Source organism: Synechococcus sp. A15-24 (assembly GCF_014280195.1).
Classification (GTDB): domain Bacteria; phylum Cyanobacteriota; class Cyanobacteriia; order PCC-6307; family Cyanobiaceae; genus Parasynechococcus.
The window spans coordinates 1,772,703-1,789,317 of the sequence record NZ_CP047960.1 but is presented as its reverse complement, the minus strand read 5'-3'; the positions used below and the strand labels follow the sequence as shown (position 1 = coordinate 1,789,317).

The window sequence follows — 16,615 nt, the reverse complement described above, 5'->3', positions numbered from 1 at the left end:
GTGTACGTGATTTCAGTGAGGGGAGCTTCAGGTCACCGGTGTGATGCTGGCGATCTTTCCTCCTTCGCGGTGGATGCGTTTGAACTGCTCCGAGAGCTTGTCGAACGGCACGTAGAAGACCCGGTTGCTGCGGGTGTAGCGGGAGATCCGACGAACGTTGTTGGCGCTGTAGGCGGTGACCTCCACGCGATACGTGAGGCCTTGCTCGCCTGCGCCGACCCCCAGGCGAGTTGGTGCATCCTGCAGATTTGGGGAAGGACGGAAGCTCCATCCCAAGGCCTCGGTTGAAGACGGTGGGACCACGGGGATGGCTCGGTTCTGGTAAGCAGAACCACCGAGCTTGCTGCTGATGCCAGCTAGGTCTCCTTTCAGACTGCTGCTGCTATTGCCTCGCAACAGTTGAAAGCTCCAGGTGAACTCCTGCATGGTTCCACAGCTTTCGGTTTTCCAACCCCGTTGAAAGGGCACCGTCCATTCCCCGAAAGCGTTTTGATACTCATCAGAGTCCACGAAGCTGTCGATGTCGGCGTCGTATCCACTGCTGTCAAGCCGCTCAGAATGACCACGCATTTCCTCAAAGTCGGCGGGCGCGCGACCCAGTAGGTGGCGGAAGGCCAACTCGATGTAGCGGTAACGTGCGCAGCTTTCAAAGAAGCGGCTGCGATACAGGTCGCTCTTGGCTATGCGGCGAACCAGGTCACGGACGCTGATCTCTCCAAGCTTGAACTGAGATTCAGCGACAACCTGACGCTCGCTGTCCATGACATAAGCATTGCCAAGAACCTGCTTGTACACCGCCCGAATGATCTGCTCTTTTCGGGCATCGTCATCGCCAGGGATCAGCTCGAATGGTGCCTCACTCTCTTCCGAGAAGCGTTCGACCCCTAGAAGTGAGGCAGGTCCAAAGGGCATGGATGCTCTGACGTTTCGCCATGCAATGCTCCGTCAGAAGCGTTCTGACAGAACGTGTTCTTTATAAACCTCAATCAAGTGTGTTCATGTGTTGCGTGGAGTGACCCTTTTGCCAAATTCCCTCGCCCCCAAGCAGTTGTGGGTTAAGGCTTTGTGGCTTTATGTGGGCAGGCCGGGGCTAATCGGCTCTAGCAGCCCGTAACGATTCAAGGCTGTTCCGCGTTGTGGAGCGTGTTAAGGGGTTCCAGCAATCGAGTTCTTCAACTGATCGGGACAACAGAGCATCGATCTGAGTGCCCAGCCCTGTGCAGAGGGAAAAATCGGTGCCTCTGATCGACTCGACCGTTTCTAGAACAGCTCCTTCCAAGTCAGCGCCGCGAAGATCAGCCATGTCGAGTTCGCAGGTGCCGAATCGTGTCCCGCGGCACATTGCTCCCCGCATGGTGGACGACCGGAGATCTGAACCGGCCAGTGAAACTCCATCAAGTATCGCTCCGCTTAAGTCAGCTCCACTCAGATAGCTGCCAAGCAGCATGCTTCCCCGCAGATCCATGCCTCGCAGGTCGGAGCTGTTGAGATAAACACCGTTGAGCTTGGCGCCGGGCCCCACAGCTCCACTGTTGCTCAAGTCGAAACCAACAGGTACGACGGTTTGGCTGTCGTAGCGAGCTAGGCGGAGATCAGCGCCATCAAGTTGGCAATGACTGAGATCTGTGCCTCGTAAATCGCAGCGACAAAGCTTTGCTCCGCGTAAATCGAGCTCGCCCAGCTCGATCCCGTGCCAGTCAGCACCTCTTGCATCAACGGGTACTAGAGGTGAACCGTTTGGTAAGAGTTTTTCCGGTGCCGTCCACTCACGCAGGTTGAGGGGTGCAGATCCGGTGGTTGACATGTCAACTTTTCGCCATTGCCAAAGCGATCGTAAGGACCACCCGTCCCAGTTCAAATACTCCTACCAGGGCAAGTCCAAGCCAGATCCTTAGCGCGAAGGCCGGAGGCTGGCCGTTGACCCAGGCCGCGGATGTCTCCAGCTGTTGCATCTGAGCGGCTTGATCGCTTGGGGCCCGATCCTGCAGTGCATCCCGCCAGTCGGCCCCGTAGCGCGGGAACTGTTGGTAAATCGGCGTTTCCCCGAGGGCCCGTCCGGGGAGCAGCCTCGATCGTTGCTGCGGCACGAGGTCATAGCCGAAGCTGTCCATGTACTCGCTGCTGTCCAGCAGGGCTTCAACGAATGCTGTGAAACCCTTCTCCCCGATCACAATCGACCAGGCTCGCCGTTCGGCATCGCTATGGACGGGTCGACCGAGAACACGGCCCACGACCTGATCCACCATCCGATAGTTCGAGTTGCACTGGTAGTACCCCTGCTGGAACCTCTCGGAGAGCAGAAGGCCGCGTATGAAATCGCGAACAGTGATGTTGCCGCTGCGCAGTTGGGATTCCAGGAATGGTTCGCGATCGCTTCGCATGGCGTGGAAAAACACCTGCAGGTAGGCCTGCTCGATCAGGCGGTCCATCTCGGCCCGAGTGCTTTCATCTCCGGCGGCAGACGTTCCGTAGAGCGGGCTCTGGACGGTGCTGTTGTCACCGGCCAGGTTGCTGACGCGACTGTTCTGTGCACTGAGCGGATATCCGAGGAGCGGGAGGAACATGCGCGTGCCGTGAGTGGAAATGCCTAGAGGCTGATCCTCTCGTGGTCCGACGGAGTCTTTTTTTCTCTTATCAGCTCTTAACTGCAGTTTTATTGAGCCGCTCGATCAGGTGTTGGAAGCAGGCGTTGATGAGCTCCTGATCTGCTCCGCGCTCAAACTTCTGCGCTGCAAGCACGTTGAGCTCCATGAGGGCGATATTCAGGCCCTCCGTTGGCACGTCCATCCGCTGATACAGCTCACGCAGCGCTGCCATGCCTGTGGGGTTTGTGAAGTTGCTTCGCTGGCAGGCCATGGCATAGACGATCACGCGCAGAAAGTTCCAGCAGTCCCGCCAGCAGGCATCGGCCCGTTCGCTGGGGAACAGGGCTCCGCCAGGCTGCACGAGCTGTGGTTGTTGCTCCAGCAGGTGGCATCTGGCCTGGTTCACCAGGTCATCCGCATGGTTTTGGAGCCTTCGGAGCAGTGACGCATCCTGTCCAGAGGCTGCGCAGAGGCTGAGCAGTTCCTCCTGGCTGAGTTGGCGATGCTCCTGATCTGCTGCCCCAATGATCTGGCGCGCTTCTTCATGCAAAGAGTGGTCGCCGCTGAGGCCTTGCACTTGAGCGCTGCGAATCAGCTCTGCCAAGTCAGGGATGTCAGCCATCAAGGCTGGATGGCGGCGACAGGGGTGGCAATGAGCCAGCCATGACGTTCTAGATAAAAGGCCCACACCAGGTCGTCACCAAGCCCCGGGCAACGATCGACAGCGGCCTTGGTCAGAGGCTCAGGGATGCCAAGTTGTTGCAACAACAGAGCTGCTGCGGTGGGGCTGTTGGCGCTGGCTCTGCGAATGGCTGAACCCACCACCCAGGTGAGTCGGGTGTCCTTCAGTTCACCGCCGCTTTCTTCGCAGGCGAGCAACAGTTGGGTGCTTTGGGTTGCGTTCTGCTGCTCCAGCGTCTCTTGCCAGAGCTCGATGTTCTCGTCGCGCAGGTTGATGCGGAAACATCCTTCGCCGATGGGCAGATCCAGTTCACCACTAGCCCCGGCCTGATCCTGTAACACTTCGATTCTCGGATCAGCAAGCGCGCTCATCGAGAACAGGCCTCATCGCATCAACGTAACCAGTGTTCCTTAAAACAATCACCGCAGCCTGGTTGGCGGGTGATTCGACATGCACGGGTGAAGGGATCTGCTGTCTGTGATCAGCCTGGGTGCACGGGGGGATGGGGGGCGTCCTTGGACGCTGCTTTCCGTTTCATCAGTCCTGTGAAGGTGGCCAGCCCAAACATCGCGAGCAGAGCCAAGCCCAGGGTGAGGCTGGCGCCCTGGGCCACACCCGCGCCTACGGCCACGAGGATCGAATCACTGATCAACACGCTGATTAGCAGCGCTGGCGCGAACACCCGCCAATGGGTGCGGCTGATACCGATGGCATAGCTGAGGAAATCAAACAGACCGGTCATCAGCAGGCCCGTCATCAAAAAGAAGTTGCCCTCCAGCTGGTTCTTGCTGAAGCCATCGATGCGTTTCATCGCGCTGGCCCCCACCAGACGGCTCACCGGACCACGACCCCAGCGACGGGCGATGAAAAATGCCGTGCTGCAGAACACCAGATCCGAGAGGGTGATCGTGAGGTATCCGGTTTGGAAGCCCAGCAGGGAACCTGCCAGCAGCGAATAGATCGAGCTCGGCAGGGCCGGAAGAATGATGCTTACGCCCCGCAGCAGAAATAGGCCGAGCGGCGCCCAGAACCCCATCCCTTTCACGGCGTCCTGAAGCGGTGCAATGCCATAGCGCTGCAGCAGCACGACGACAACGATGAATGCCGCCACCCAGGCGCTGATCTTCAGCACCTTGCTCAGCCTGGACATCAACACCCGCGTTCTTGGGTCAGGAATTTAAGCCAGCTTCCTGCGATCAACCGCCTGTCAGGCAGCCCGTGGACAGCCGCTTCAGCATCGATACCATCAGCGAAATTTCTAAACACGAGGCCAGCCCGGTGACCACCTCCTCCCCGCGCACCGCGTTCGAGCAGCAGTTGTGCACCCATCTGCTGAACCTCAGTGAAGTGGCCGAGACACTGGCTGATCGTGTGATGGCCCTGGAGGCGAGGCTGGCTGAAGTGGAGAAGAGCCAGATCGCCGATGACGATCAAGACGCCATCAGTGATGACGCTGGCGAGTTGCTGTCAGCCAGTGAGGAGAAGGTGCGCCTGCTCCGAGATCGTCTGGCTCCGGCGCAGGTGGTTGCTCTCCACGCTGAGGACACATCCCCATCGGAACCTCAAAGTGATCTCGACGAGGCGATCGAAGACGAGCGGGTGGAAGACGAAGCGGTCAGTGACGACGCTGAGGGTGACACCGAGTACGTCGATGACCCGCAGATCGACCTGCTCTCCGCTTGATCGCTTCAGCTCAGCTCCAGTAGGCGGATCCGGAAGGCAGCAACCTGTCTGGCCATCTCGGGCGAGCTGATCAGAAAGGGATGATCTGCCATGGCCGCGAACACGGCTTCCAGGTGGTCGACGTGACTCACATCACCGTTGCCCCTTGATCGCAACTGCTTCCAGGTGCGATCAAACACCATCGCAAAGCTGTCGGCGTTATCGAACACCCGATCCGTGCCTGCATCAGGTGAGATGAATGACACGACAGATTAGGCATCAAAAGATGCCAGGACCCAGATTTGAACTGGGGACACGGCGATTTTCAGTCGCCTGCTCTACCAACTGAGCTATCCCGGCACGTCGCCTACGCGACACAAACACTTTAAATCACCGCCGGAGGCGACGGATGGGGGTGCGCCCCAAACAGATCAAGCCGCAGACCTGATGACCGGCATCCAGCAGGGCTTGTCTCGCTGCCAGGGCTGTGCCCCCTGTGGTGAGAATGTCATCCACCAGCCAGATCTCCATGGCTTGTAGATGGGCGCTGACCTTGAAGGCACCGCTGAGGTTCGACAACCTCTGCTGACGGTTCAGGTGATGTTGGCCGGCGCTGGCCCGGGTGCGCTGCAGCAGATCGGTTCGGACCTGGCACAGGGTTGTGGCAATCAAGCCCGGCAAGGGGTTAGCCCGCCGGCGTTTCCAGCTGGGGATAGGAATGAGCACGGCTGGATACGGCATCGGCAGGGTTGCTCGCAGGCAACCGATCAGGGCCGACAACTGACGATCGTCAGGACGGCGTTTCAGTCGCAGCAGCAGGGTGCGGAAAGCACCGTCGTAATACGAGAGGCCATGCCATGGCAGCGGTGCCGATCCGTAAAGACCACCTTTTTTGAGCTGAAACCGGTCATGGCATGGCGGGCAGATCGGGTCTGCCTCAGTGTCCGGACAGAGGGGGAATCGGCAGAGCCGGCAGGTGGGCTGAATCAGCAGCTGTCGGCCCAGCTTCAGCAGTTGGTGGTACAACGATCAAGCAAGGCTGCTGGAAGGATTCCCCTCAGGCGTCCTGTTTGGGCATGGCACGAAGCATCGCCACAAGGGTGCGATGGGCGTCCTCGCTGTCGGTGAGGGTGTGATCGAAGGGAATGCGCAGTGGCTGTCCGTCCACCTTCAGCTCCATGTCTGTTGCGGAGACAGCCACCATTTCGGCGGCCGATGCTGCATCCACTCCGCCGTAGTGGTGGGCGTAGGCCAAAACGGCCTCAGCGTGATCCTCATTCATGTGTTTGCAGATCCGAGCGCTGACGGCAGGAGTCAAAGGATCAGAAGGCATTTTGCTGCTAAGGAGGAAATTGCTGGAGTTAGCTCAAGCGTTGCCACAGCAGTGAGCCGAAGCGAACAGCACTAAAGCCGACGTAGCAAGACAACACTACAAACAAAAAAATAGAAAGAATTTCTTGGAGTTTTTTAGTCATAACTGATTTGACTTCGAAAACGTAGGATTTGCGTGTCGCAAGTCCTACGTTTGGTCAGCCTGGATTTTGGTGGTTTATGTTGATTAGTTCCAGGATTTTGCTGTTTTGGATTGGTACATTCTGAGGAATGCCGCAGAGGTGGGATCGCTTGTTGCTTTGGAATAAGAGAAGCCACTGACTTCATATTTGTTGCCAGCCTCGCTCAGGCTGCGTGCATTGCTGAACTCAACAACCAGTTGGCTCCGTCGCTCAACAATAGTGTCTGAGCTTGCATTGCCAGGAGTGACGCGAGCAAGGTTGGCAAAAGTTGAACAATAGGCGCGTGCTTCTGATGTCCATGCACGCAGGTATGGAACTGTGTCTGTTCCGAAAACCTCTAGGTATTCCCCAGACCGTGTGATCTGATCGATGAACGCATTAAAGCCTTTGGATGCGATAAGGGTTATGGCAGCACTTACTTCTGCTTGATTGATCGGCGGCCGACCGAGAAGGTGCTTGTAGTTCAGCTCGATGCCGCGGATTGGCGAAACTTTCGAAAAGTAGTTTTCCCTGTAGAGATCACTCTTTGCAAGTCCCGCCACGAAATCTCTGACGCTTATCTCCCCATTCTTTAGTTGCGATTCAAGTTCGATGCATTTCTGACTGATCGTTGGTCCAAGATTCCCGAGTACCTGCCGATATGCCGCTTCGATTGCCACCTCAAGAGCTTCGTTCCCTGTTGCAGCATATTGATCATTAACACTCCTAAAAGGACATTCGCTGTGAACTCTGGGGCCGATTCCAATCCCCATCGCTGAGCAAAGATTCTCTTTGTACTCGTTTTGTGAGGATGCAGCCAGGCCTTTGCGCGATATCAAGCCCCCCTGGGCTTGTTCGGCTCGGTAGCGATTGATTGCAGTGTTCTGTTTGGGTTTGGAGGCGTTGTTGGCGGAGAATGAAATCCGGCCAAGATTCGTGAAGTCGCGGGTCGGCTTGATGGCGATCATTTCTGATCTGTATTGAGATTGATATCGGAGAGGATAAAGCTATGAACTGAGAAACCAGTTCAATTCAGCCAGCTTGCAACAAAATGTTTGCCTTTATCGACTGAGAATTGCATTTGATAACTCGGTAATGAATGTATGGCGAAAATCTTATGACTTGTTCATCTTGTACTCGGTCTGCCGCTGCCGACTCAGGGCCAGCAGGGCAACACCTGCGGCCGGTGGTTGGTTGCAACTCACCACGGGAAGGCCAAGCCGCCGCTGCCGGATCTTGCGCCACTGGGGGTTTCGGGCACCACCGCCGAGGCTGATCACCCGTTGCGGTGGATCCGCCCCGAGTTCCGTCAGTCGCTCCCAACCCTTGGCCTCAATCTCCGCCAGACCTTCCAGCAGCCCATGCAGAAACAGGGCATCACTCACCGGCCGTGGCTCCAGCACCGGCTCGAGGTTGGGATCGTCCACGGGAAATCGCTCGCCACGGGCCGGAAGGGGCTGGTAACTCAGGCCGCTGTCTTGGTCTGGGTCGATCTGGCGGCTGAGTTCCGCCAGCTCAGCATCGGTGAAATAACGCCGCAGCACGCCGGCCCCAGCGTTGGAAGCCCCGCCACACAACCATCGCTGCCCGATCCGATGCCGCGTGATGCCGGCTCCTTGGATCGGTACTGGCGTGAATCGCTTCATCACCAGAGTGGTGCCCAGCACGGTGATCCCGTCGTTGTCGCCGGGGTTCGCGGCCAACACCGCCGCGTTGGAATCGGTTGTACCGGCCACCACGAGCAGATCCTCTGGTACGCCGAGATTCCTGGCCTGATCGGTTGCGATGCGTCCCAGCACGGCACCGCTCTGCTTCACCTCAGGCAAGGCCGAACTCCAGGACTGATCAGCGATGCAGCCCTGCCAGGTGGCTTGCTCAAGGTCCCATCCAAGCTTGAGGTTGTTGCCCTCTTCGCCCCATTGCCAGTTCTGCAGGAACCAACCGCTGATCCAGTCGGCTTGATGTCGCAGGCGATCAATGTGGCCATGGTGGTTCAGCAACTGCAGGGCTCGCGCCAAGCTGCCGCTGCTGCTGGATGCCGCGCAGCCATCTGGCACCAGCCGTTTGAGTGCACTGGTCTGCTCGGGGAACGCGGTGGCGTAGCTCAGTGCAGGCCCCATGGGAGTGCCATCCTCCCGACAAGCCAGAAGCGTGCCCGAGGTGCCATCGACCGCAACAGCGGCCAGTTGACCTCTGATCTGAGCGGGCAAATGGGTGATCAAGTCGCGGCACGCCTCAGCCCAGTCCAAGGGGGCTGTTAATCCCGTGGCGTACTCAGCGGACGACGAATAAATCAGCGTGCCCTGCTGATTCAGCACCGCAATGCGAACACCGCTGGTGCCCAGGTCGATGCCGAGCGCCAGCGATGTTTCAACGTTCACGTCAAACCGTGGCGCCTTGCTTGATGCGCTTGGCTTCGGCCTTCACCAGCTCTTCGCTCTTGGCGGCCACATCCTCCCAGGGGGCTTTGAGGTCGTTACGACCGAAGTGGCCGTAGGCGGCTGTGTCTTGGTAGAAGCGACCACCGCGCTGCTGGGGCAGGTTGCGCAGTCCGAAGGTTTCGATGATGGCGCCGGGGCGCAGGTCGAAATGCTCCTGCACCAGTTCGGTGAGCTCGGCATTCGACACCTTCCCAGTCCCGAAGGACTCCACCAGGATCGACACAGGCTTGGCGACGCCGATGGCGTAGCTCAGCTGCACTTCAGCGCGTTCAGCCAGGCCGGAGGCCACCAGGCACTTGGCCACGTAGCGGGCGGCATAGGCGGCGGAGCGATCCACCTTGGTGGGATCCTTGCCGGAGAAGGCGCCACCGCCGTGGCGGGCATAGCCGCCGTAGGTGTCCACGATGATCTTGCGACCGGTGAGGCCGGCATCACCCTGGGGACCGCCCACCACAAACTTGCCGGTGGGGTTCACCAGATATTTCGTGGCCTCACGGCTGGGTTTCAGGGCCAGATCGGCGGTGGCTGGTTCCACCACATGGGTCCACAGGTCTTCGGTGATGCGCTCACGGATGCCCTGCTCATCGCTGATGCCGGCCACTTCGGCCGTGTGCTGCGTGGAGATCAGGATCGTGTCGATGGCGACGGGCTTGTCGTTCTCGTAAACCACGCTCACCTGGGTCTTGCCGTCGGGCAGCAGGTACTCGAGGCTGCCGTTGTGACGGACCTCGGCCAGACGCTTCGCGAGACGGTGGGCCAGGCTGATGGGCAGTGGCATCAGCTCCGGGGTCTCGTTGCAGGCGTAGCCAAACATGATGCCCTGGTCGCCGGCGCCGACACGGTCGAGGGGATCGCCCTCGTGGTCATCGGCTTCGTCCACACCCTGGGCAATGTCTGGAGACTGCTGGTCGAGGGCCACCAGCACCGCGCAGCTGTTCGCATCGAAGCCACCGGCCCGAGCTCCGCTGTAACCGATTTCTTTGATCACGTTGCGCACCAGGTGGATGAAATCCACCTGCGCTTTGGAGGTCACCTCGCCGGTGATCATGCACAGCCCGGTGTTCACTACCGTTTCGCAGGCCACCCGACTGCTGGGGTCCTGGGCCAGCAGAGCATCCAGCACCGCATCGCTGACCTGATCACAGATCTTGTCGGGATGTCCCTCCGTGACCGATTCGGATGTGAAGACGTAACGGCTCATGGAATGGAATCTTGTGGCAGGACTTTACGGGTCGGCTTCTAGCCCCATCTCCGCCCAGTTGTCCAACCAATGTGTAGCGCTGGGGAGTTCGGGTGTCAGTCCCCAGCCACCGCCGTAGCCGATCACCAGACGGATGCCAGCGGCCGCTGCCATCTGTAGATCGGTTTCGGCATCACCGATCAAGGCGCACTCTTCAGGATCGAGCCCCAAACGTGAACAGAGACTCAAAACAGCGGCAGGATCCGGTTTCCGCGGGCTGTCATTGGCACTCCAACAGGCAGCGATCAGATGACTGAGGCCGTGATGCTGGAGAAAGGCGTGGATCCCTGCACGGGTGTCGTTGCTGATGATGGCGTTGGTGATGCCCTTTGAATGCAAGCAGCGCAGGAGGTCTTCAGCTCCATCCAGCAGTGGACTGATGCTGTTTCGATCGTGCTCCTGCTGATCGCATTGATCAAAACAGCTCTGGGCCAGAGCGATTGCAGTGGGCCAGCTGCATCCATGCAGACAGAACACTGTGGCCATGGTGGTGAGGTTGTCCTGTCGTGCAGCAACCGCCAGGGTTCCACCAGGGTGCAGCTGTTCGCCTTGAATGCCGAAGGCACGGCGCAACATCGGCCCGAGCGTGTTCTCCTCTTTGGGGGAGGGGGCTTGGCAGTTCCAGAGCTCTTCAGCGATCTGAATCCGTCGTTCGGCTAGATCGAGCAAGTACGGCTCGCTATGGGAAAGGGTGCCGTCCTTGTCGAACAGCACCCCCTGGATTGTGCCGATGGGAACACCCCTCAGCAGCAGTGTCGCCATGGCGAATCAGATCATCATGGAACTGATCGGATCCTCTCCTTCCTCGGCCTGCTCCAGCAGCATCTGCTTGTAGCGGGCAGCCATTTCCTCTGCTTTCTCGAACACCTTCTGGGGGTCGGTGAGCATGTCTCCGGGCTCCGGTTCCAGTGCTTTGGTTGAAAGTGAGATCCGGCCTCGTTCAGCGTCGAGATCGATGATCATCACCTTCATCTGATCATTCACGTTGAGCACCGAGTGGGGGGTCTCGATGTGTTCATGGCTGATCTCCGAGATGTGCAGCAGGCCGCTGACGCCGCCGATGTCGATGAAGGCGCCATAGGGCTTGATGCCGCGAACGGTGCCGACCACCACTTCGCCGACCTCGAGGCGATTCATCTTGCGCTCCACCAGGGCACGGCGATGGCTGAGCACCAGGCGGTTGCGCTCTTCATCCACCTCGAGGAATTTCAGCGGCAGGAAGTCGGCCACCAGCTCTTCCTTCGGTTTGCGGGTGCTGATGTGGGAGCCAGGGATAAAGCCCCTCAGGCCTTCCACCCGAACCAGGGCACCACCGCGGTTGGTGGCAAACACCTCGGAGTAGATGGTGGCGTCCTCTTTCTGCAGCTGGCGCACCCGTTCCCAGGCCCGTTGGTATTCGATGCGCCGCACCGAGAGCGCGAGTTGTCCATCCTCGTTCTCTTCACTCATGATGAAGAACTCGCGGATCTCGCCGGGCTGCAGCACATCGCTCAGCCCTTCCACCCGATTGATCGACACCTCCTGCAGAGGCATGAAGGCAGCGGTCTTAGCGCCGATATCGATCATTGCGCCCTTGGCTTCCAGGGCGAAGACGGTGCCGTTAACGATGTCGCCAGGCTTGAAGTTGTAGTCGTACTTGCTCAGCAGCGCAGCGAATTCATCAATGGTGAATCCCGCGTCATCGAGATTGTGGCTGCTGGCTCGGCTGCCCGGATCATCAGCGGTGGGAACGTCCTCGGGGATGCCGAGATCTTCTGCGGCCTCGAAGGCTTCATCAACGCTGGCGACAGCTGCGGCGGCGTCCTGGCTGACCTCTTCGGTCGCTGCGGTTTGGACGTCCTGAAGCTGCTCTTCCGTGGGAGTCGCGGACATGGGGGTATGGCGGTCTACCTCATGCGGGTAGTACGAGTGGTTCGCATGAACCGCCCGCCGACGGTTCAAGGAGAACTATGAATCCTACAGATCAGTGGGGCTCAGCCCACGGCTGCGAGATGCCCCGGCCCGGGTTTGCGGTTCATGGTTTCCAGGGTTGAAACGAAATCATCGATGCCCTGGAATTGGCGGTAAACGGAAGCGAAACGGATGTAGGCAACTTCGCTCATCTGTTTCAGCTCCACCAGCACCAGTTCACCGATTTCAGCACTGCTTACTTCGCGTCCACTGCGTTGCTGGAGCTTGAGTTCCAGCTCTTCCACAAGGGCTTCAAGCCGGGAGGCATCCAAGCCTGTCTTTTCGCACGCCCGGTTGAGCCCATGCAGAAGTTTGCTGCGGCTGAAGATTTCTCGGTTTCCATTTCGCTTGATCACCGTGATGGGAACGGTTTCCACGCGCTCGTAGGTGGTGAACCGAATCTCACAGTTCAGGCATTCACGTCGCCGGCGCACACTTCTGCCGCCATCAGCTGCCCGTGATTCGAGCACCCGGCTATCAGTGTTTTGGCAGGAAGGGCACTGCAAGCCTGAAACAGTTAGAGAACTCTCTCAACTCTAAACATTGAACTGACTGATGAAAAGGCCGGTATTACGTCGTTTTTTGCCTGTCAGTGGACGTCGTCTGTGGATGGCCGATGGTGCGTTGAATTGGATCCAGGAAAGGTCACAAAAAAACCCCGCCGTGGCGGGGTTTTTGGATCGATCACTTACCGATTTTCGGGGGATCGCGGAATGCAATTGCAAAAAACAGAGTGGCAATCGCGAGGGTAAGGATGAGGACGTAAGCGAAGCTTTCCATCGAGGGTCTCCTGAGAGGCGATCAGTTGAGGGGTGTTCCAGCGGGAGGAACGTAGCCCTCGGGCAGACGGCGGGTCGATTTGTCGCCGAGTTTGGCGAACAGACCGAATTCCACCTGGTCGCCGAGATCGGGGTCGATACCGGCAAACACATCGCGGTAGAGGGTGCGAGCACCGTGCCAGATGTGACCGAAGAAGAAGAGCAGCGCAAAGGTGGCGTGGCCGAAGGTGAACCAGCCGCGGGGTGAGCTGCGGAAGACACCGTCGGAACCGTAGGTCTCGCGGTCGAAGTCAAAGCCCTCTCCAAGCTGAGCCTTACGAGCTAGACGCTTCACGTCAGCAGGATCGGTAAATCTCTGACCGTCCAGAGCTCCACCGAACACCTCAGCAGTGACGCCCTGCTGTTCGAAGGAATACTTGGCTTCTGCGCGACGGTAGGGAATGTCGGCGCGCACTATGCCTTGCTCATCCTGGAGGACGACAGGGAAGTTCTCGAAGAAGTTGGGCAGGCGGCGAACCTCAAGTTCACGACCCTCTTTGTCGGTGAAGACGATGTGACCAACCCAAGAGGTGGCCAGACCATCACCATTCACCATCGGGCCAACACGGAACAAACCACCCTTGGCAGGGCTATTGCCGACGTAATCGTAGAAAGCAAGCTTTTCAGGGATGGACTCATAAGCCTCCTGACGCGTTGCACCGTCATCCATGGCGGTCTGGACACGACGGTTGATCTCGGTCTTGAAGTAGCTCTGATCCCACTGGTAGCGGGTCGGACCAAACAGCTCAACAGGCGTAGCAGCTGCGCCGTACCACATGGTTCCAGCCACGATGAAAGCGGCAAAGAACACTGCTGCAATGGCGCTGGCCAACACTGTTTCGATGTTGCCCATCCGAAGAGCCTTGTAGAGGCGCTCGGGAGGACGCGTGGTGATGTGGAAGATGCCGGCGATGATGCCGACGATTCCAGCCGCGATGTGGTGAGCAACGATGCCACCAGGGTTGAAGGGATTGAATCCCTCAGGACCCCAGGACGGTTGAACAGCCTCGAGGTGTCCGGTAATCCCGTATGGATCTGAGACCCACATGCCCGGGCCGAAGACACCGGTGAGGTGGAACGCTCCGAAACCAAAACAGCCGAGACCAGCCAGCAGAAGGTGAATGCCGAAGATCTTGGGGAGATCGAGGGCGGGTTCGCCGGTGCGGGGGTCCTGCCAGATCTCGAGATCCCAGTAGGTCCAGTGCCAGATGGCGGCCAGCATCAGCAGGCCTGAAAACACGATGTGAGCAGCAGCAACACCCTCAAAGCTCCAGAAGCCGGGATCGACACCGGTTTCACCGGTGATGCTCCAACCGCCCCAGCTGCCAGTCACGCCCAGACGTGACATGAATGGCATCACGAACATGCCCTGACGCCACATGGGGTTCAGGACAGGGTCGGAAGGGTCAAAAATGGCGAGTTCGTACAGCGCCATGGAGCCGGCCCAGCCGGCAACTAGGGCTGTATGCATGAGGTGCACGGCCAGAAGGCGGCCCGGGTCATTAATGACAACGGTGTGCACCCGATACCAGGGCAATCCCATGGGTCAGGTTCGGGGGACAAGACCGCGTGTAAACGCAATCAGACTTCGCGATGGTAAGGGGTTCTTCTCTGGGAGCGGTGGGAGGTCGCCTCAGCTGAAACGCTCGGTGACACGAATGATCGCGATCAGCTGTTCACAAAACGCAACCCTTGGTCGCATAGTGGTGGCCGCTGCTGACGACATCTCCCATGCCGGTGATCCGTTTTGTCCGTGAAGGTCGTGATGTTGAGTGTTATCCGGGCGAAAACCTGCGGGAGGTGGCCCTGCGCGAGGGCATCGAGCTTTACGGATTGAAAGGTCAGCTGGGGAACTGCGGTGGCTGTGGCCAATGCATTACTTGTTTCGTTTCCGTTGTCGATGAAGGTGGGAAGGAGGCGTTGACGGCCCGTACGCCCGTTGAGGACAACAAGCTTCGCCGACGTCCGGCCGAATGGCGCCTTGCCTGTCAGGCCTTGGTGGAGACGTCGGTGATGGTCCTGACCCGCCCCCAGGTGCGCCTGCCGGACGCCGACAACCGCTTGAACGCAGCGCGTCAGGCGCCACTTCCTGCCGGACCTCTGGCCTGGCCAACACCCCCCGAGGCCGAAGACGAGGCCGAAGAATCATCCGATGAGGACACCAAGGCTGCTACTGCCGATGACGAGGACTGAAGCGTCTTGGTCGATGGCCTTGGGCCGGTGATACCTTCGCCTGGAAACCTTCAGCGGCCATGGAAACCAACGATCTCGGATTCGTCGCCAGTCTCCTGTTCATCCTGGTTCCGGCAATTTTCCTGATCGTCCTCTACATCGGCACCAACCGCAGCGAGGGTTGATCTCAGCCGCGTTCTGGCTCGCGAACCAGCAAGACAGGCGCTGGGGCGTGCACGCGGATGTAGTCACTGACTGATCCGCCCAGAAGCTTGTCGAGATCGACAAGACCCCGAGCCACAAGGGGCCGACGGTCCTGGGAGGCGATCACCAGAAGATCAGCATTGGCCTGCTCTGCGGCCTGGCAGACCGCCCGGCCAATATCTTTGCCCTGAACGGTGAGGCATTTCAGTTCCACCCCGAAGCTGCGGGCCCGTTGTGCCGCCGCTTGAAGAAGTTCGTCGGCTTTGCTGAGGCCGCCACGGCTTGGAGCTGTCTCCTGAGAGATGACGTGAACACCCGTGAGGGTGCCGCCTGGAATCTGCTGCACCAGTTCGCAGGCGCTGCGCAGGGCGTCGTCTCCCACACCCGTGCCATCGATGGTCACCATCACGCGGTTGACGTGCCTTACGTAAAGGTCGTCACGCACCAGCAGCATCGGTCGGGTGGAGAGCTGGAAGACGTACTGGCTGGCACTGTTGGCCAGGATCGACTGGAGACGTCCAAGCCCCCGTGAGCCCATCACGATCAGGTCGCAGTTCTGCTCTTCAGCCACCTTGAGCACGGTCTGCTTTGTGTCTCCCTCTCTCACCAGTGGTGTGACGAGACTGCGCTCAAGTCCCATCCGATTGACGGCGCTGTCCAGTAGTTCTTCAGCATCGATGCGATGGCTATCGGCCCCGGCTTTGCTCTGTTCAGGGATCACGTGCAGCAGTGCCATAGCGGCGCTGCGCATGGAGGGGATGTCCTGCAGCATCCGGATCATTTCCTCCACATGCCCTTTGCCGGAATCGGCGATCAGGAGTTTTTTGAACACGGTGTTGCGGCAACCTGATCGAAAGCCTATGGGCAGGATTCCGAGTGCAGGACAAGCTGACGGACAGCGTTACGCCCCAACCCTGGAGGCTCTGCAAGCGGGTGTTGCCCCAGCACACCGACCATGCCGGGGTGATGTGGCACGGGGCCTATGTGGCCTGGCTGGAGGAGGCGCGAGTTGAAGCGCTGGCTGCTGCTGGATTGAGTTATTCAGCGATGGCGACCATGGGAGTGGAAATGCCTGTCGTGGCAATGAACCTGGAATACCGCCGGTCCATCCGTCATGGCGACCAAATTGTGCTCGAGAGTCACTGTGGGTCCCAATCAGGGGTGCGCTGGCACTGGCGGAGCTGTTTTTTGCTCGATGGGCGGGTCATGGCTGAGGCCCGGGTGGAGCTGGTGATCCTGGGTCGTGGGCGGCTGCTTCGACAGCCTCCAGAGGCCGTCCGCCCCGCTCTGTCCGCACTCCAGGGAGGACCCTCTAACACTCTAGAGTGATACATCTGTATTAGTTCGTGGATGCGCGGATGGTGGTGG

At 59.1% G+C, this 16,615-nt stretch carries 22 protein-coding genes and 1 tRNA gene; 4 read left to right on the top strand and 19 right to left on the bottom strand.

Translation table 11 applies throughout. The annotated features are described in order from the left end of the window. Positions 1-27: 27 nt before the first annotated feature. The 6 genes from SynA1524_RS10175 to SynA1524_RS10150 all read right to left on the bottom strand — a co-directional run bounded on the left by SynA1524_RS10175 (position 28) and on the right by SynA1524_RS10150 (position 4,417). Positions 28-912 (bottom strand): phycobilisome linker polypeptide, encoded by an 885-nt coding sequence (locus SynA1524_RS10175; protein WP_011128857.1) that lies wholly within the window; start codon positions 910-912, stop codon positions 28-30. Between the two features lie 178 nt (positions 913-1,090). Continuing rightward, on the bottom strand, positions 1,091-1,804 hold the full coding sequence (locus SynA1524_RS10170) for a pentapeptide repeat-containing protein (RefSeq protein WP_186497600.1): 714 nt from the start codon (positions 1,802-1,804) through the stop codon (positions 1,091-1,093). Position 1,805: 1 nt separating this feature from the next. Further along, positions 1,806-2,564, bottom strand: a complete 759-nt coding sequence (locus tag SynA1524_RS10165; RefSeq protein WP_186497598.1) for a phycobilisome rod-core linker polypeptide — start codon at positions 2,562-2,564, stop codon at positions 1,806-1,808. A gap of 70 nt (positions 2,565-2,634) precedes the next feature. Continuing rightward, the gene (locus tag SynA1524_RS10160; protein WP_186497589.1) at positions 2,635-3,207 is read right to left on the bottom strand and encodes a bilin-binding protein; all 573 of its coding nucleotides are present in this window, start codon (positions 3,205-3,207) and stop codon (positions 2,635-2,637) included. Beyond that, positions 3,207-3,638, bottom strand: coding sequence for a hypothetical protein (locus tag SynA1524_RS10155; RefSeq protein ID WP_186497587.1), 432 nt, complete (start codon positions 3,636-3,638; stop codon positions 3,207-3,209). Before SynA1524_RS10155 ends, SynA1524_RS10160 begins: the two co-directional genes overlap by 1 nt. Positions 3,639-3,748: 110 nt before the next feature. Beyond that, positions 3,749-4,417, bottom strand: a complete 669-nt coding sequence (locus SynA1524_RS10150; RefSeq protein WP_186497585.1) for a TVP38/TMEM64 family protein — start codon at positions 4,415-4,417, stop codon at positions 3,749-3,751. A 128-nt stretch (positions 4,418-4,545) separates the two neighbouring features. Between SynA1524_RS10150 and SynA1524_RS10145 the strand changes: the two genes are divergently transcribed. After that, positions 4,546-4,950, top strand: a complete 405-nt coding sequence (locus SynA1524_RS10145; RefSeq protein ID WP_186497583.1) for a hypothetical protein — start codon at positions 4,546-4,548, stop codon at positions 4,948-4,950. A 5-nt stretch (positions 4,951-4,955) separates the two neighbouring features. On the opposite strand, the gene SynA1524_RS10140 is transcribed toward SynA1524_RS10145, so the two are convergent. From SynA1524_RS10140 to psbB, 12 genes are all read right to left on the bottom strand, one after another. Further along, a complete protein-coding gene (locus SynA1524_RS10140; RefSeq protein ID WP_186497581.1) occupies positions 4,956-5,195 on the bottom strand; it encodes a hypothetical protein in 240 nt (79 codons plus the stop codon). 21 nt (positions 5,196-5,216) lie between these two features. Then, positions 5,217-5,289, bottom strand: a tRNA-Phe gene (locus SynA1524_RS10135). A 30-nt stretch (positions 5,290-5,319) separates the two neighbouring features. Next, on the bottom strand, positions 5,320-5,955 hold the full coding sequence (locus SynA1524_RS10130) for a ComF family protein (RefSeq protein ID WP_186497579.1): 636 nt from the start codon (positions 5,953-5,955) through the stop codon (positions 5,320-5,322). A 31-nt stretch (positions 5,956-5,986) separates the two neighbouring features. Beyond that, positions 5,987-6,262: a DUF2470 domain-containing protein gene (locus SynA1524_RS10125; protein WP_011128848.1), complete on the bottom strand. Its 276-nt coding sequence runs from the start codon at positions 6,260-6,262 to the stop codon at positions 5,987-5,989. A 225-nt stretch (positions 6,263-6,487) separates the two neighbouring features. Then, positions 6,488-7,390 (bottom strand): phycobilisome rod-core linker polypeptide, encoded by a 903-nt coding sequence (locus tag SynA1524_RS10120; protein ID WP_186497577.1) that lies wholly within the window; start codon positions 7,388-7,390, stop codon positions 6,488-6,490. 147 nt (positions 7,391-7,537) lie between these two features. Beyond that, positions 7,538-8,803, bottom strand: a complete 1,266-nt coding sequence (locus SynA1524_RS10115) for an FGGY-family carbohydrate kinase (RefSeq protein ID WP_186497567.1) — start codon at positions 8,801-8,803, stop codon at positions 7,538-7,540. A 1-nt stretch (position 8,804) separates the two neighbouring features. After that, positions 8,805-10,064 (bottom strand): methionine adenosyltransferase, encoded by a 1,260-nt coding sequence (metK, locus tag SynA1524_RS10110; RefSeq protein WP_011128845.1) that lies wholly within the window; start codon positions 10,062-10,064, stop codon positions 8,805-8,807. A gap of 24 nt (positions 10,065-10,088) precedes the next feature. Continuing rightward, complete coding sequence (locus SynA1524_RS10105; protein WP_186497565.1) at positions 10,089-10,865, bottom strand: HAD family hydrolase; 777 nt, start codon at positions 10,863-10,865, stop codon at positions 10,089-10,091. A 6-nt stretch (positions 10,866-10,871) separates the two neighbouring features. After that, positions 10,872-11,975: a 30S ribosomal protein S1 gene (locus SynA1524_RS10100; RefSeq protein WP_186497563.1), complete on the bottom strand. Its 1,104-nt coding sequence runs from the start codon at positions 11,973-11,975 to the stop codon at positions 10,872-10,874. Positions 11,976-12,076: 101 nt separating this feature from the next. Next, positions 12,077-12,559 (bottom strand): transcriptional regulator NrdR, encoded by a 483-nt coding sequence (gene nrdR / locus SynA1524_RS10095; protein ID WP_186497561.1) that lies wholly within the window; start codon positions 12,557-12,559, stop codon positions 12,077-12,079. A gap of 178 nt (positions 12,560-12,737) precedes the next feature. Continuing rightward, entirely contained in the window at positions 12,738-12,833 is a 96-nt protein-coding gene (locus tag SynA1524_RS10090; protein WP_011128841.1) for a photosystem II reaction center protein T, read from the bottom strand. Positions 12,834-12,854: 21 nt separating this feature from the next. Further along, complete coding sequence (gene psbB / locus SynA1524_RS10085; protein ID WP_186497552.1) at positions 12,855-14,414, bottom strand: photosystem II chlorophyll-binding protein CP47; 1,560 nt, start codon at positions 14,412-14,414, stop codon at positions 12,855-12,857. Between the two features lie 188 nt (positions 14,415-14,602). On the opposite strand from psbB, the gene SynA1524_RS10080 reads away from it, so the two are divergent. Both SynA1524_RS10080 and psbM read left to right on the top strand, forming a co-directional pair. Then, positions 14,603-15,064 (top strand): 2Fe-2S iron-sulfur cluster-binding protein, encoded by a 462-nt coding sequence (locus SynA1524_RS10080; RefSeq protein WP_186497550.1) that lies wholly within the window; start codon positions 14,603-14,605, stop codon positions 15,062-15,064. A 59-nt stretch (positions 15,065-15,123) separates the two neighbouring features. Beyond that, the gene (gene psbM, locus SynA1524_RS10075) at positions 15,124-15,228 is read left to right on the top strand and encodes a photosystem II reaction center protein PsbM (RefSeq protein ID WP_049692459.1); all 105 of its coding nucleotides are present in this window, start codon (positions 15,124-15,126) and stop codon (positions 15,226-15,228) included. Between the two features lie 2 nt (positions 15,229-15,230). Here psbM and SynA1524_RS10070 read toward each other — a convergent pair whose 3' ends face one another. Beyond that, positions 15,231-16,079 carry a universal stress protein gene (locus tag SynA1524_RS10070; protein ID WP_186497548.1) on the bottom strand — a complete coding sequence of 283 codons (849 nt, stop codon included), beginning with the start codon at positions 16,077-16,079 and terminating at the stop codon, positions 15,231-15,233. 44 nt (positions 16,080-16,123) lie between these two features. On the opposite strand from SynA1524_RS10070, the gene SynA1524_RS10065 reads away from it, so the two are divergent. Beyond that, on the top strand, positions 16,124-16,576 hold the full coding sequence (locus SynA1524_RS10065) for an acyl-CoA thioesterase (RefSeq protein WP_186497546.1): 453 nt from the start codon (positions 16,124-16,126) through the stop codon (positions 16,574-16,576). The last annotated feature ends 39 nt before the right edge of the window (positions 16,577-16,615 follow it).

Coding starts and splice junctions, on each gene's coding strand:
- SynA1524_RS10175 (WP_011128857.1), bottom strand. CDS start 912: ATGCCCTTTGGACCTGCCTCACTTCTAGGGGTCGAACGCTTCTCGGAA.
- SynA1524_RS10170 (WP_186497600.1), bottom strand. CDS start 1,804: ATGTCAACCACCGGATCTGCACCCCTCAACCTGCGTGAGTGGACGGCA.
- SynA1524_RS10165 (WP_186497598.1), bottom strand. CDS start 2,564: ATGTTCCTCCCGCTCCTCGGATATCCGCTCAGTGCACAGAACAGTCGC.
- SynA1524_RS10160 (WP_186497589.1), bottom strand. CDS start 3,207: ATGGCTGACATCCCTGACTTGGCAGAGCTGATTCGCAGCGCTCAAGTG.
- SynA1524_RS10155 (WP_186497587.1), bottom strand. CDS start 3,638: ATGAGCGCGCTTGCTGATCCGAGAATCGAAGTGTTACAGGATCAGGCC.
- SynA1524_RS10150 (WP_186497585.1), bottom strand. CDS start 4,417: ATGTCCAGGCTGAGCAAGGTGCTGAAGATCAGCGCCTGGGTGGCGGCA.
- SynA1524_RS10125 (WP_011128848.1), bottom strand. CDS start 6,262: ATGCCTTCTGATCCTTTGACTCCTGCCGTCAGCGCTCGGATCTGCAAA.
- SynA1524_RS10120 (WP_186497577.1), bottom strand. CDS start 7,390: ATGATCGCCATCAAGCCGACCCGCGACTTCACGAATCTTGGCCGGATT.
- metK (WP_011128845.1), bottom strand. CDS start 10,064: ATGAGCCGTTACGTCTTCACATCCGAATCGGTCACGGAGGGACATCCC.
- SynA1524_RS10105 (WP_186497565.1), bottom strand. CDS start 10,865: ATGGCGACACTGCTGCTGAGGGGTGTTCCCATCGGCACAATCCAGGGG.
- SynA1524_RS10100 (WP_186497563.1), bottom strand. CDS start 11,975: ATGTCCGCGACTCCCACGGAAGAGCAGCTTCAGGACGTCCAAACCGCA.
- SynA1524_RS10090 (WP_011128841.1), bottom strand. CDS start 12,833: ATGGAAAGCTTCGCTTACGTCCTCATCCTTACCCTCGCGATTGCCACT.
- psbB (WP_186497552.1), bottom strand. CDS start 14,414: ATGGGATTGCCCTGGTATCGGGTGCACACCGTTGTCATTAATGACCCG.
- SynA1524_RS10080 (WP_186497550.1), top strand. CDS start 14,603: ATGCCGGTGATCCGTTTTGTCCGTGAAGGTCGTGATGTTGAGTGTTAT.
- psbM (WP_049692459.1), top strand. CDS start 15,124: ATGGAAACCAACGATCTCGGATTCGTCGCCAGTCTCCTGTTCATCCTG.